The organism is Streptomyces prunicolor, from assembly GCF_045162825.1.
Classification (GTDB): domain Bacteria; phylum Actinomycetota; class Actinomycetes; order Streptomycetales; family Streptomycetaceae; genus Streptomyces; species Streptomyces prunicolor.
Map to the genome: position 1 here is coordinate 7846702 of NZ_CP108676.1, position 13846 is coordinate 7860547.

Annotated in this window: 12 protein-coding genes; 9 read left to right on the forward strand and 3 right to left on the reverse strand. The window is 68.9% G+C overall.

Annotated features, from left to right (window positions below; all coding sequences use genetic code 11):
• Positions 1 to 294 precede the first annotated feature (294 nt).
• Entirely contained in the window at positions 295 to 420 is a 126-nt protein-coding gene (locus OG588_RS36210; protein ID WP_405950900.1) for a hypothetical protein, read from the reverse strand.
• Positions 421 to 608: 188 nt separating this feature from the next.
• Here OG588_RS36210 and OG588_RS36215 point away from each other — a divergent pair, with 188 nt between their 5' ends.
• Positions 609 to 1358, forward strand: coding sequence for a DUF4190 domain-containing protein (locus tag OG588_RS36215; protein WP_405950901.1), 750 nt, complete (start codon positions 609 to 611; stop codon positions 1356 to 1358).
• Positions 1359 to 2279: 921 nt separating this feature from the next.
• Here the strand turns inward: OG588_RS36215 and OG588_RS36220 are convergent.
• On the reverse strand, positions 2280 to 2873 hold the full coding sequence (locus OG588_RS36220; RefSeq protein ID WP_405950902.1) for an NADAR family protein: 594 nt from the start codon (positions 2871 to 2873) through the stop codon (positions 2280 to 2282).
• Positions 2874 to 3084: 211 nt separating this feature from the next.
• Between OG588_RS36220 and OG588_RS36225 the strand changes: the two genes are divergently transcribed.
• The 8 genes from OG588_RS36225 (at position 3085) to OG588_RS36260 (ending at position 12781) form a co-directional block, all read left to right on the forward strand.
• Entirely contained in the window at positions 3085 to 4620 is a 1536-nt protein-coding gene (locus OG588_RS36225) for a gamma-aminobutyraldehyde dehydrogenase (RefSeq protein ID WP_405950903.1), read from the forward strand.
• A 56-nt stretch (positions 4621 to 4676) separates the two neighbouring features.
• The gene (locus tag OG588_RS36230) at positions 4677 to 5924 is read left to right on the forward strand and encodes a PotD/PotF family extracellular solute-binding protein (RefSeq protein ID WP_405950904.1); all 1248 of its coding nucleotides are present in this window, start codon (positions 4677 to 4679) and stop codon (positions 5922 to 5924) included.
• 5 nt (positions 5925 to 5929) lie between these two features.
• Positions 5930 to 7084, forward strand: a complete 1155-nt coding sequence (locus OG588_RS36235) for an ABC transporter ATP-binding protein (protein WP_393049968.1) — start codon at positions 5930 to 5932, stop codon at positions 7082 to 7084.
• Positions 7084 to 8010 carry an ABC transporter permease gene (locus OG588_RS36240; RefSeq protein WP_266862755.1) on the forward strand — a complete coding sequence of 309 codons (927 nt, stop codon included), beginning with the start codon at positions 7084 to 7086 and terminating at the stop codon, positions 8008 to 8010. Before OG588_RS36235 ends, OG588_RS36240 begins: the two co-directional genes overlap by 1 nt.
• A complete protein-coding gene (locus OG588_RS36245) occupies positions 8011 to 8811 on the forward strand; it encodes an ABC transporter permease (RefSeq protein ID WP_405950905.1) in 801 nt (266 codons plus the stop codon).
• A gap of 29 nt (positions 8812 to 8840) precedes the next feature.
• The gene (locus OG588_RS36250) at positions 8841 to 10268 is read left to right on the forward strand and encodes an NAD(P)/FAD-dependent oxidoreductase (protein ID WP_405950906.1); all 1428 of its coding nucleotides are present in this window, start codon (positions 8841 to 8843) and stop codon (positions 10266 to 10268) included.
• A gap of 127 nt (positions 10269 to 10395) precedes the next feature.
• A complete protein-coding gene (locus OG588_RS36255) occupies positions 10396 to 10860 on the forward strand; it encodes a hypothetical protein (protein WP_405950907.1) in 465 nt (154 codons plus the stop codon).
• Positions 10861 to 10972: 112 nt separating this feature from the next.
• On the forward strand, positions 10973 to 12781 hold the full coding sequence (locus tag OG588_RS36260) for a chitinase (protein ID WP_405953296.1): 1809 nt from the start codon (positions 10973 to 10975) through the stop codon (positions 12779 to 12781).
• Here OG588_RS36260 and OG588_RS36265 read toward each other — a convergent pair.
• A complete protein-coding gene (locus OG588_RS36265; RefSeq protein ID WP_405950908.1) occupies positions 12774 to 13586 on the reverse strand; it encodes a phosphatase PAP2 family protein in 813 nt (270 codons plus the stop codon). The two genes, OG588_RS36260 and OG588_RS36265, sit on opposite strands and share 8 nt — an antisense overlap.
• Positions 13587 to 13846 lie beyond the last annotated feature (260 nt).

Genomic DNA, 13846 nt, shown 5'->3' on the forward strand with positions numbered 1-13846 from the left:
GAACGGCGTCCCGGGCAGTGCCGTGCGGGACGCGGGTGATCGGCTGATCGATGACTCGGGATCATCGTAGGCCGGGGTGGGTGGGGGTGCGTTGGGGTGCCGGGTTGGGGGTGGGTGGTTTGGGGTTGTGTGCGGGGTGCGGGGCGGTGGGGGCTGGTCGCGCAGTTCCCCGCGCCCCTTAGGGAGTTGGTGCGGGCCGGGTCCAGGGGCGCGGGCGAGGGCGCGGGTGTGTGGGTGGGGTCGGGGTCGTGGCGGTACGGCGAGCCCGCCGCTGGTCGGGCCCCTGTGGTGTTGTCAGGGTTGGACGGGTTGGTGCCGGGTACGCGGCGGGCTGCGCCGTACCGCCACGACCCGCTCCCGTGGTTCGGCGGCTGCGGGCTCGTGGTCCATTCCGCCCTGTTCCAGAGCGGTCGCGCTCACGGGCGCGGGGTGTCCGGTGGGGTTGGCGGTACCCGTGCTTGCCTTGCGTGGTGGAACTGCCGGTGGTGTTGTGCGGGGGTGTTCCGGTGGGGTCGGTGGCATCCGTGCCCGCCCACGTGGCGGAGCTGTCATGGGGACGCTCTAGCATGGTCGGTCTGACGATCAACCGACGGGGACGGGGACAAGACGTGGGGGACCAGACACAGCCGGACGGCGGCGCGGGAGCGAACAGCGACCCGTGGGCGCCGCCGGAGAGCAAGCCGTCGCTGGAGAAGAGCGTGCCGCAGCAGCCCACGCCCGGACAGCAGCCGGCCCCCGGACAGTGGGCCGCTCCGCAGGACCAGCAGCCTCCGCCGCAGTCGCCGTCCGTGCACAACCAGGCCACGGTGACCTCCCTGCCGTCCGACGGCTTCGCCCCACCCGCACCCGGTACGCCGTCCACCGCACCTGGCTACGGTCCCCCCGGCACACCCCAGGGCCTCCCGAGCTACGGCGCTCCGGGCTACGGCCAGCCCAACGCCCCCGGCGGCCCCGGCGGCTACGGCTACCCCGGTTACCCGCAGGGCTACGGCTGGCCCGGTATGCCGATGGCCCCGCAGAACAACATGGGCACCGCGGCGATGGTGCTGGGCATCCTGTCCTGCTGCCTGTTCTGCTTCTACGGCGTCGTCTCCCTGGGCCTCGGCATCACCGCGATCATCCTCGGCGTCAAGGGCAAGAAGCGGGCGGACCGGGGCGAGGCCACGAACCGCGGCCAGGCCCAGGCGGGTCTGATCACGGGCATCATCGGGACTGTCTTGGGTGTTCTCACGGCCGCCGCGTTGATCGCCACCATCGTGTTCGCCATCAACCACGGTGACAGCACCGACACCTCGGACACCGACCCCTTCTACAACTCCGCCCCCAGCCTGACGGCCCCGGTCCTGCCCCAGGCCTGACCCGCCCTGGCAGAAGCTCCACCTCACACCCACGGCAGCGGTCCCGCACTCGCTCCACCAGGGGTGTGCCCACGCCCGTGATCATGGGCACCTCTCCCACCTGGGTGCCCCGTCCTCTCCGAGCCTCCGATGCACCCGCGCCCGTGAGCGCGACCGCTCTGGAACAGGCCGGAATGGACCATGAGCCGGCAGCCGCCGACGAAACGGGAGCGGGTCGTGGCGGTACGGCGAGCCCGCCGCGTACCCGGCACCAACCCGTCCAACTGTGACAACACCACAGGGGCCCGACCAGCGGCGGGCTCGCCGTACCGCCACGACCCCGACCCCACCCACACACCCGCGCCCTCGCCTCCTGACCCGGCCCGCACCGACACCCCCAAGGGGCGCGGGGCTGTGTCGATCTGCGGCTCCGCCGCGCGGGCGCGACCAGCCCCCACACACCCGCGCCCTCGCCCTTGGACCCGGCCCGCACCAACCCCCTAAGGGGTGCGGGGCTGTGTCGATCTGCGGCTCCGCCGCGCGGGCGCGACCAGCCCCCACACACCCGCGCCCTCGCCCTTGGCCCCGGCCCGCACCAACCCCCTAAGGGGCGCGGGGCTGTGTCGATCTGCGGCTCCGCCGCGCGGGCGCGACCAGCCCCCACACACCCGCACCCTCGCCCCTGGCCCCGGCCCACACCAACCCCCTAAGGGGCGCGGGGCTGTGTCGATCTGCGGCTCCGCCGCGCGGGCGCGACCAGCCCCCACACACCCGCGCCCTCGCCCCTGGACCCGGCCCACACCAACCCCCTAAGGGGCGCGAGGAACTGCGCGACCAGCCCCCACCGACCCGCACCCCGCACACAACCCCAAACCACCCACCCCCAACCCGGCACACACCCCGGGCCCCGCTTAACCCCCGTCACCCCACCCCCCCCGGGGGTCACCTCTCCCGCAACCGCCCCCGCGCCCCCATCAACGCAAACCCCAACAAATTGGGCCCTCGCCACCGCTCCGGATCCCCCGCCGCCACATCATCCGCAGCCAGCCCGATCCCCCACACCCGATCCACCGGACTAGCCTCCACCAACACTCGATCCCCCGTACCCAGCAGAAACGCCCGCATCTCCGCATCCCCCGCGAACTTGTGCACGCTCCCCTCGACGACGATCCCGAACCGCTCCCGCGCCCAGATCTCCTCGTCGAACCCCCGCACCAGCCTTCCCGCCTTCTTGGCCTGAGACGGATGCCCCGCAGCCAAGACCCGCGCGAGTGCCTCCTCGTCGCCGAACAGCCGCGCCTTGCCCGCCATCATCCAGTGCTCGGCGGTCGCATACGTCACCCCGTCCACGGTGAACGGCGACGGCCACCACTGGCTCAGACAGCTCGCGCTCACGCGGCCGTCCGGGCGTGGCCGGTGGCCCCAGAAGTGCAGGTACTTGACCCTGGTCCCGGCACGCACTTCCCTGATCAGGGCTTCCTGCGAATCGATCTTTTCCGCGGCCCCCGCCGCGAGCTTCCCCGTGATCTTGTCCATACACGCGAGTCTGGCAGGCACCACTGACACTCCGTCCCCCCTTTTCCGTACGGACTCGACACCTGGTCGACAGATTCCGTCGCGTAACCAAAAGGCAACAACGGAATCACTTGTTGGAGTCCCTTTGCTCTGTCAGGATCGGCATTCAAATCGAGCTGGAGCTACGCCACCCGCCAGCGGACGAAGCGGGGCGAAGGCGGAGGAGAGCGACATGCACAACCCGGGCAGCGTCACCCCGGAACGATTCCCCGCACAGGAGTACTTCGCGGACGGCGCGCAGTTCATCGCGGGCCGCCTGACCAAGGGCACCTCCGGTCACACCCACGCCGTCGTCGACCCGGCCACCGGCGAGGACGTCTACACGTACGAGCTGGCCGGTACCGACGACGTGGACGCCGCCGTGGCAGCCGCCCGCGCCGCGTTCCCGGGCTGGTCGGGAGCCACCCCCGGCGAGCGCTCCGACGCCCTGCACCGCTTCGCCGCCGTGCTCGCCGAGCGCGCGGACGACTTCGCCCGCGCCGAGTCCCTCCAGTGCGGCAAGCCCCTCAAGCTGACCCGCGAGTTCGACATCCCCGGGACCATCGACAACACGGCCTTCTTCGCCGGTGCCGCCCGGCATCTCCAGGGGCAGTCGGCGGGGGAGTACTCGGGCGACCACACGTCGTACGTACGCCGTGAACCCATCGGTGTCGTCGGCTCCATCGCGCCCTGGAACTATCCCCTCCAGATGGCCGCCTGGAAGATCCTCCCGGCGATCGCCGCGGGCAACACGATCGTGCTGAAGCCCGCCGAGCTGACCCCGCTCACCTCGCTGATGTTCGCGCAGGCCGCCACCGAGGCCGGTATCCCGGACGGTGTCATCAACATCATCACCGGCGCGGGGAAGGTCGCCGGTGAGCATCTCGTCGGTCACCCGGACGTGGCCATGACGTCCTTCACCGGGTCCACCGCCGTCGGCAAGCGCGTCGCCGAGATCGCGACCGCCACCGTCAAGCGCATCCACCTGGAGCTGGGCGGCAAGGCACCCTTCGTGGTCTTCGACGACGCCGATCTCGAAGCCGCCGTCAACGGAGCCGTCGCCGGTTCGCTCATCAACACCGGGCAGGACTGCACGGCCGCCACGCGCGCGTACGTGCAAAGGCCCCTCTACGAAGCGTTCGTCGAGAGGACCGCCGCCCTCATGGAGTCCGTCCGGGTCGGCGATCCCTTCGCCCCTGGCACCGACCTCGGGCCGCTGATCTCGCACGTCCAGCGCGACCGCGTCGCCGCCTTCGTCGACCGGGCGCGTGGCTACGCGCGCGTGGTGACCGGCGGCGAAGCTCCTCAGGGAGATCTCAAGAACGGCGCGTACTATCGCCCCACCCTGGTCGCGGACGCCGCCCAGGACAGCGAGATCGTGCAGTCGGAGCTCTTCGGCCCGGTCCTCGTGGTGCTGCCCTTCGACACCGACGACGAAGGCATCGCGCTCGCCAACGACACCCCGTACGGCCTCGCCGCCTCCGCGTGGAGCCGCGACGTCTACCGGGCCAACCGCGCGACCCGCGAGATCAAGGCGGGCTGCGTGTGGATCAACGACCACATCCCGATCATCAGCGAGATGCCCCACGGCGGATACAAGGCGTCCGGCTTCGGCAAGGACATGTCCGCCTACTCGTTCGAGGAGTACACGCAGATCAAGCACGTCATGTTCGACAACACCGCGGTCGCCAGGAAGGACTGGCACCGCACGATCTTCGGGGACCGATAGCAGAACTGACGGCCGCCGAAGCCGCGGCCGTCTCCTCCCGAAAGGGCAGCACGCGCATGAAGCAGTACGAGCCCGACCGCCTGACCCCGGCCGAAGTGGCCGCCGCGCGGCGCAGCTTCCGCAAGAGCCGTTCCGCGACGACCCGCCGTTCGGTGCTGCGCGCCTCCGCCGGCGGCGCGCTCGCGATCGGCGGCCTCGGGGCCCTGAGCGGCTGCGGGATCCCCGCGGCAGGCAAGACGCAGGGCGGCGTGTCCGCCGACGACCACTCGGCCAAGGAGAAGGAGATCGACTTCTCGAACTGGCCCGAGTACATCGACACGGACGAAAGCGGCAAGCACCGCCCGACGCTGGACACGTTCACCAAGCGGACCGGCATCAAGGTCAAGTACACCGAGGACATCAACGACAACGACGAGTTCTTCGGCAAGATCCAGCCGCAGCTCGCCGCCGGCCAGTCCACCGGCCGCGACCTGATCGTCCTCACCGACTGGCTGGCCGCCCGCATGATCCGCCTGGGCTACGTCCAGAAGCTGGACGCCTCGAACCTGCCGCACGCCTACGCCAACCTGTCGGACCAGTTCCGCAGCCCCGACTGGGACCCGGGCCGGGCGTACTCGTACGTGTGGCAGGGCATCTCGACCGTCATCGCCTACAACAAGAAGGCGCTCGACGGCGTCGAGGTGAAGTCGATCTCCGATCTCCTCGACAACCCCAAGCTCAAGGGCCGAGTCGGCTTCCTCACCGAGATGCGCGACAGCGTCGGCATGACCATGCTCGACATGGGCAAGGACCCGGCGAAGTTCACCACCGACGACTACGACGCGGTCATCGCCCGCCTCCAGAAGGCCGTCGACAAGGGCCAGATCCGCCGCTTCACGGGCAACGACTACACGTCCGACCTCACCAAGGGCGACTTCGCCGCGTGCGTCGCCTGGGGCGGCGACATCGTGCAGCTCCAGTCGGACAACCCGGACGTCGGCTACGTCATCCCCGACAGCGGCTACATGACGTCGACCGACAACCTGCTGATCCCCAACAAGGCCCGGCACAAGACGAACGCCGAGCGGCTGATCGACTACTACTACGAGCCCGAACCGGCCGCCGAACTCGCCGCCTACGTCAACTACGTCAGCCCGGTCGCGGACGTGAAGCCCTACCTCGCCAAGATCGACAAGACGGCGGCGAACAACCCGCTGATCCTTCCCGACAAGGCCATGGCGGCCAAGTCCCACGCCTTCCGCTCCCTGAGTTCGAAGGAAGAGACGTCATACCAGCAGAAGTTCGCAAAGCTCACAGGGGCGTGACGACGATGAACACCAAGGACAACAGCGGCGACGTCCGCCTCTCCGGTATCAGCAAGACCTACGACAACGGCTTCACCGCCGTGCAACCGCTCGACCTGACCGTCCCCCAGGGCTCCTTCTTCGCCCTGCTCGGCGCCTCCGGCTGCGGCAAGACCACCACCCTGCGCATGATCGCCGGCCTGGAGGAACCTTCCTCCGGCACCGTCCACCTCGGCGACCAGGAAGTCACCAACCTCCCGCCGTACAAGCGGCCGGTGAACACGGTCTTCCAGTCGTACGCCCTCTTCCCGCACCTCGACATCTTCGAGAACGTCGCCTTCGGTCTGCGCCGGCGCGGCATCAAGTCGGTGAAGCAGCAGGTCGTCGACATGCTCGACCTGGTCCAACTCGGCGAGCAGGCGCGGAAGAAGCCGCACCAGCTCTCCGGCGGCCAGCAGCAGCGTGTCGCCGTGGCCCGCGCGCTGATCAACCACCCCAAGGTGCTCCTCCTCGACGAGCCCCTCGGCGCCCTCGACCTCAAGCTGCGCCGCCAGATGCAGCTGGAGCTCAAGCGCATCCAGACCGAGGTCGGCATCACCTTCATCCACGTCACGCACGACCAGGAGGAGGCCATGACCATGGCCGACACGGTCGCCGTGATGAACGCGGGCCGCGTCGAGCAGCTCGGCTCGCCCGCCGACCTCTACGAGAACCCGAACACCACCTTCGTCGCCAACTTCCTCGGCACCTCCAACCTCATCGAGGCCGAGGTCGACTCCAAGAGCGGCGACGAGATCATCCTCAAGGCGGGCGGCGGCAAGCTCGTCCTCCCCGAGGCGCGATGTTCCGCGCCCACGACGACCGGCGGCAAGGTCCTGGTCGGCGTACGCCCGGAGAAGATCACCCTCACGCACGCCGACGACGCGGGCGAGATCCCGGCCGGCCGCAACCGCATCACCGGCAAGATCGCCGACTCCAGCTTCATCGGCGTCTCCACCCAGTACGTCATCGACAGCCCGGTCTGCCCTGAGTTCGAGGTCTACGCCCAGAACATCGACCGCGACTCCCGGCTGCGGCCCGGCGCCGACGTCGTCCTGCACTGGAACCCGGCCCACACCTTCGGCCTCGACGCGGCGCAGGACATCGACGCCGGCGTCGACATCGAGGAGGAGGCCGCCTGATGGCCGCTGTCACCGAGGCGCCACCCCTGGCGCCCGCGCCGGAGGAGAAGCCGGCGCGCAAGAAGCGGGGCCGCTGGACGCCGTACTGGCTGCTGCTGCCCGGCATTCTCTGGCTGATCGTCTTCTTCGCGCTGCCGATGATCTACCAGGGCTCCACGTCGATCCAGACCGGCTCCCTGGAGGACGGCTACAAGGTCACCTGGCACTTCGCGACCTACTGGGACGCGCTGTCCGAGTACTGGCCGCAGTTCCTGCGCTCGGTCTTCTACGCCGCCGCCGCGACCATCCTCTGCCTGCTCCTCGGCTATCCGCTCGCGTACCTCATCGCCTTCCGCGCGGGACGCTGGCGGAACCTGATCATGATCCTGGTGATCGCGCCGTTCTTCACCAGCTTCCTGATCCGCACCCTCGCCTGGAAGACGATCCTCGCGGACAGTGGCCCGGTCGTCGGCGCGCTCAACACGCTGCACGTCCTGGACGTCACCAACTGGCTCGGCTGGACCTCGGGCGACCGCGTCCTCGCCACCCCACTCGCGGTCGTCTGCGGACTGACGTACAACTTCCTGCCGTTCATGGTGCTGCCGCTCTACACCTCCCTCGAACGCATCGACGGACGGTTGCACGAAGCGGCCGGTGACCTCTACGCCAAGCCGTTCACCACCTTCCGCAAGGTCACCTTCCCGCTGTCGATGCCCGGCGTCGTCTCCGGCACCCTGTTGACCTTCATCCCGGCGGCCGGTGACTACGTCAACGCGGAACTCCTCGGCTCCACCGACACCCGCATGATCGGAAACGTCATCCAGACACAATTCCTACGGATTCTGGATTACCCGACAGCGGCCGCACTCTCCTTCATCCTCATGGCCGCCATCCTCGCCATGGTGACCATCTACATTCGCAAGTCCGGGACGGAGGATCTGGTTTAAATGGCCGTCGTACGCTGGTTCAAGCGCCATCTCGTCGTCATCGCGGGACTGATCACCCTCGGATATCTCCTCCTTCCGAACGTCATCGTCACGGTGTTCTCCTTCAACAAGCCGAAGGGGCGCTTCAATTACGAGTGGCAGCAATTCTCGCTGGACGCCTGGAAGCAGCCGTGCGGTGTCGCCGACATGTGCGGCTCGCTCTCCATCAGCCTCCAGATCGCCGTCTGGGCGACCATCGGCGCCACCCTCCTCGGCACGATGATCGCCTTCGCGCTGGTCCGCTACCGCTTCCGCGCCCGCGGCGCGATCAACTCGCTGATCTTCCTGCCGATGGCGATGCCCGAGGTCGTCATGGCCGCCTCGCTGCTCACCCTGTTCCTCAACATGGGTGCCCAACTGGGCTTCTACACCATCCTGATCGCCCACATCATGTTCTGCCTCAGCTTCGTCGTCACCGCCGTCAAGGCCCGTGTGATGTCGATGGACCCACGCTTGGAGGAGGCGGCCCGGGACCTCTACGCCGGCCCGGTGCAGACGTTCGTCCGGGTCACCCTCCCCATCGCGGCCCCCGGAATCGCGGCAGGCGCGCTGCTCTCCTTCGCGCTCTCCTTCGACGATTTCATCATCACCAATTTCAACGCGGGTTCGACCGTCACCTTCCCCATGTTCGTCTGGGGTTCGGCACAGCGCGGCACACCCGTTCAGATCAATGTCATCGGTACGGCCATGTTCCTCGTCGCCGTATTGTTGGTGCTCTTCTCCATGGTGATCACCAACCGCCGCAACAAGGTAAAGGCGTAACCGTACTATCCCTGTAGGGAGTTGAAATCATGGCCCCGAGCGCCATGAGCCGTAGCAGCAACTGGACCAAGTCCCTTTCCGAAGCCCGGCCGGTCCCGTACTGGCTGGACGACCCCGGCAAGCCCCACCCCGAACCCGCGCTCACCGGCGCCGAGACCTGCGATCTGCTGGTCGTCGGCGGTGGTTACAGCGGACTGTGGACCGCGCTCATCGCGAAAGAGCGCGACCCGCAGCGGGACGTGGTGCTGGTGGAGGGCCGCGAGGTGGGCTGGGCCGCCTCGGGCCGCAACGGCGGTTTCTGCGCCGCCTCGCTCACCCACGGACTGTCCAACGGCCTCACCCGCTGGCCCGACGAGATCCACAAACTGGAGGAGCTGGGCGCCCGCAACCTCGACGCGATCGAGAGCGCGGTCGCCCGCTACTCCCTGGACTGCGAGTTCGAGCGTACCGGCGAGATCGACGTCGCCACCGAACCGCACCAGGCCGAGGAACTCCACGACTGGTACGGCGAGTTGGAGAGCAAGGGCCTGGCCGACGGCACCGAGTTCCTCGACGCCGAAGCGGTCCGCGAGCAGGTCGCCTCCCCGACCTTCCTGGCCGGCCTGTACGACAGCCGCGGCGTCGCGATGCTCAACCCGGCAAAGCTGGCCTGGGGATTGAAGCGCGCCTGCCTCGGGCTCGGCGTCCGCGTCTACGAACACACCCCCGCCCTCGCCCTCAAACCGCACGGCGCCGGCATGGCCGTACGCACCCCCTACGGCTCTATCCGCGCCCGCCGCGTCGCGCTCGGCACCAACATCTTCCCGAACCTGGTCAAGCGCGTCCGCCCGTACACCGTCCCGGTCTACGACTACGCCCTGATGACCGAGCCGCTCTCCGCCGACCAGTTGGCGTCGATCGGCTGGAAGAACCGCCAGGGGCTCGGCGATTCGGCGAACCAGTTCCACTACTTCCGCCTGTCGGCCGACAACCGCATCCTGTGGGGCGGTTACGACGCGATCTATCCCTACGGCGGCCGGGTCCGCGCCGAGTACGACGACCGGCCGGAGACCTACGCCAAGCTCGCCGAGCACTTCTTCACCTGTTTCCCGCAGCTGGAGGGCCTCAACTTCAGCCATGCGTGGGGCGGCGCGATCGACACCTGCTCGCGCTTCTCGGCGTTCTTCGGCACCGCCCACCAGGGAAAGGTGGCGTACGCGGCGGGCTTTACGGGCCTCGGCGTCGGCGCGACCCGCTTCGGTGCGGACGTGATGCTGGACCTGCTCGCGGGGGAGCGGACCGAGCGCACGGAACTGGAGATGGTCCGCAAGAAGCCGCTGCCCTTCCCGCCCGAGCCCTTCGCCTGGACGGGCATCGCGCTCACCAAGTGGTCGCTGGCGTACGCCGATTCGCACGGCGGCCGGCGCAACCTCTGGCTGAAGACGATGGACAAGCTGGGCCTCGGCTTCGACAGCTGAGCCCCGCCCTTATGAGATGTGATCCGGTTCACTCCTTCGGGGTGCCGGAACCCGCGTAATGCCTGGCGGAGACCTCCCTCTCACCTGTGACGCGACCAGCGTCGACATGAGAAAGGGAGGTCTCCTCATGACTGGGGCGAAGACGGCCGTCGAGTGGCTGGCATCGGTGGCTCCGGATCCGGAGGCCTGCCGCTGGGAATGGGAGCGCAACCCCCTCGGGGTCGCGCTGCTGCCCGCCGGCAAGGCCTGGGACGTACTCATCCTGCCGGGTGAGCTCGGCTATCCCACGCTCGATGTGCTCACCAGGGTCATCGATCAACCGGGCCCGGTACTCGTCGACTTCGGCGACGCACGGATGGGCTTCCTCGTACCGCCCGGCACCGCGACCCGCTGGCTGGGCACCGGGATCCGTTCGGCCGGACTCGGCACCTGGATCGTCGTGCCGTACCCCGGCCGGTCGACCGGCGGAGTCCGCTGGCTGGTGCCGCCGGACGGCTCCGGCACCCTCACCGACCCCGCACTCCTCGAACTCGCCATGCACGAGGCGGCGGCGGGCCTGGCCACGGAAGGGACGGAACGGGAGGACGGGTAACTGATTGAGGTCTTGACAGGCTAATTGGTCTGGACCAAATTGGGCGCGCTCCACCCCTCCAATTCCCCCATGCCCGGAGGCACTTGTGGACCGCCCCAGACCTGTCCTCACCATGCTCACGGTCGCGGCCCTGGCCGTGTCCGGACTCACCGCGCTCTCGTCGGTCGCCCGTGCGGCCGACGCGGACCTGGCGAAGAACGGAGGCTTCGAAGCGGGCCTCGACAGTTGGTCCTGTTCCGCGAACAGCGGTACGACGGTCAAGTCGCCCGTGCACGGCGGCAGTTCGACGTTGCAGGCGACCCCGGCCGGCAACGACTACGCCCAGTGCGCGCAGACGGTGACCGTGAAACCGGACTCGCAGTACTCGCTCGCCGGTTACGTCCGCGGCAGCTACGTCTACCTCGGCGCGAGCGGCACCGGCACCACGGACGTCTCCACCTGGACCCAATCGGCCCCGGACTGGCAGCGGTTGACGACGAGCTTCCGCACCGGCCCGACCACCACCAAGGTCACGATCTACACCCACGGCTGGTATGCCACCGGCGCCTACTACGCCGACGACCTCTCCCTCACCGGCCCGGCAGTGGACGTGGGCCAACCGCCAACGACCCCCACAGGCCTGGCCGTCGGCACGATCACGTCCTCCTCCGTCGCCCTGTCCTGGTCCGCCGTCACCGGCGCCACGAGCTACGCGATCTACCGCGACGGGGTCAAAGTCCAGACGGCGAGCGGCACTTCGGCCACCGTGAGCGGGCTGTCGGCCGCGACGGCGTACAGCTTCCAGGTCACAGCGGTGAACGACGCGGGCGAGTCCGCGAAGTCGACGGCGGTCACCGCGACGACGTCCACCGGCTCGGGCCCCGGCACCGGACTGCCGACCCACGCCCTGGTCGGCTACCTCCACGCGAGCTTCGCCAACGGCTCCGGCTACACGCGCCTGGCCGACGTACCCGACAGCTGGGACGTCATCGACCTGGCCTTCGGCGAACCCACCTCCGCGACCTCCGGCGACATCCGCTTCAACCGCTGCCCGGATGGGGGCCCCTCCCGCTCGAGCGAAGCCGAGAGTGGGGGAGAGTGCGCCAACGTCGAGAGCGACGCCGACTTCAAGGCGGCGATCAAGGCCAAACAGGCGGCGGGCAAGAAGGTGTTGATCTCCATCGGCGGCGCCAACGGCCAGGTCCAACTGACCACGACGGCGGCGAGAGACACCTTCGTCTCGTCCGTCTCGAACATCATCGACACCTACGGCCTCGACGGCCTGGACATCGACTTCGAGGGCCACTCGCTGTCGCTGGACGCGAGCGACACGAACTTCAAGAGCCCCACAACTCCCGCGGTGGTCAACCTGATCGCGGCCCTGAAGACCCTGAAGGCCAAGTACGGCTCGAAGTTCGTGCTGAGCATGGCGCCGGAGACGTTCTTCGTGCAGATGGGCTACCAGTTCTACGGCACCGGCAAGTTCGGCGGCCAGGACCCGAGGTGCGGGGCGTATCTCCCCGTCATCTACGCCCTGCGCGACGACCTCACCCTGCTGCACGTCCAGGACTACAACTCGGGCCCGATCATGGGCCTCGACGGCCAGTACCACACCATGGGCGGCGCCGACTTCCACATCGCGATGACGGACATGCTGCTGACGGGCTTCCCGGTCGCGGGTGACACGAACAACGTGTTCCCGGCCCTGCGCCCCGACCAGATCGCCATCGGCATGCCGGCGTCGGTCAACGCGGGCAACGGTTATGTGGCCCCGGCCGAGGTCACCAAGACCCTGGACTGCCTGACGAAGAAGGTGAGTTGCGGCTCGTACGCGACCCATGGCACCTGGCCGACCCTGCGCGGCCTGATGACCTGGTCGATCAACTGGGACCGGTACTCGAACTGGGAGTTCCAGAAGACGTTCGACGGCTACTTCAGCTGAAGGCCGGAGGGTCGCTGCGAAAGCGGCCGAGGAACAAGCGCAGCGAGGCGAGCAGCACCGTACCGAGGCACCAACTGGCCACGACGTCCAGTGGCCAGTGGTAGCCCCGGCGGACCAGGCCGAAGCTGACGCAGGTGACGAGGGCGGCGCAGACGATGACAGCTCCGCGCCGGGCGTATGCCGACCGGAGCCAAGGGAGGAGAACCAGGGTCGAGGCGCCGTACGCGATCATCGCGGTGGCCGTGTGGCCGGAGGGGTAGTAGCCGGTGCCGGGCGGGACCGCCGGGGTGCCGCCGCGGGCGATCAGTTCCTTGACGGGGACGACGATCGCCGGGACCAGGGCCATCAGCACGGCCGCCGCGAGAGGCGGCAGCCACCAGCGGTCTGTACCTGTGGCACGGCCGCGCCATCCGACGTAGACGAGAACGACGACGAGGACCGGGACCGCGACCTGCACGTTGCCGAGGTCGGCGAGGAGTTCGGAGGCGCGGTCCGGGTGGACGAGGGCGCGGCTGAGGCGGGTGTCCAGGCGGAGGAGGGGGCCGTCGGCCGCGACCTGCCAGGTGATCACCGCGAAGAGGAGCGCGGGAAGGGCGAGAAACAGCCAGAGAAAGGAGGTCGGCCGACCTGGAACAGGGGGGGTAGTTCCAGGCCGGCCGTCCGGATCGGCGGGCCGACCGCCCCGGGGGGTTTGGGGCGGGCGACTGTCCGATCGGTGAGGAGATTCGGAGCCAGAGGCTCCTGTTGTGTGCGCGAGGGCACGACCAGGTCGAAGCTGGGGAGGCCCCGGCCTGAAATCGCCCACAGTCCCCTGTGGGCGGGGTGTATCTCTCATCTGGGTAGAACCTACGGCAGTGACTGCCGGTACGACAGGCGGAATCGCGTCCCGTCATGCACCCCGCACACCTTCTTCACACGGCCTGACTCCCGCCGCCCCGCCCCCGGAATTGCTGTGGATGAAACGGGTGCGGCGGATGAGGCGCCTGAGGCTCAACTCCTGTGCGGGAGCTGCGAGTTGCGTGTGGCCGAGATGTACGGGCGGGGATGGCTCAGACACGCGGGCGG

What these genes read in the sequence shown, in the direction of transcription:
- OG588_RS36220 (WP_405950902.1), bottom strand. Translation starts at nt 2,873, where the DNA reads ATGGACAAGATCACGGGGAAGCTCGCGGCGGGGGCCGCGGAAAAGATC.
- OG588_RS36225 (WP_405950903.1), top strand. Translation starts at nt 3,085, where the DNA reads ATGCACAACCCGGGCAGCGTCACCCCGGAACGATTCCCCGCACAGGAG.
- OG588_RS36230 (WP_405950904.1), top strand. Translation starts at nt 4,677, where the DNA reads ATGAAGCAGTACGAGCCCGACCGCCTGACCCCGGCCGAAGTGGCCGCC.
- OG588_RS36235 (WP_393049968.1), top strand. Translation starts at nt 5,930, where the DNA reads ATGAACACCAAGGACAACAGCGGCGACGTCCGCCTCTCCGGTATCAGC.
- OG588_RS36240 (WP_266862755.1), top strand. Translation starts at nt 7,084, where the DNA reads ATGGCCGCTGTCACCGAGGCGCCACCCCTGGCGCCCGCGCCGGAGGAG.
- OG588_RS36245 (WP_405950905.1), top strand. Translation starts at nt 8,011, where the DNA reads ATGGCCGTCGTACGCTGGTTCAAGCGCCATCTCGTCGTCATCGCGGGA.
- OG588_RS36250 (WP_405950906.1), top strand. Translation starts at nt 8,841, where the DNA reads ATGGCCCCGAGCGCCATGAGCCGTAGCAGCAACTGGACCAAGTCCCTT.
- OG588_RS36255 (WP_405950907.1), top strand. Translation starts at nt 10,396, where the DNA reads ATGACTGGGGCGAAGACGGCCGTCGAGTGGCTGGCATCGGTGGCTCCG.
- OG588_RS36260 (WP_405953296.1), top strand. Translation starts at nt 10,973, where the DNA reads ATGCTCACGGTCGCGGCCCTGGCCGTGTCCGGACTCACCGCGCTCTCG.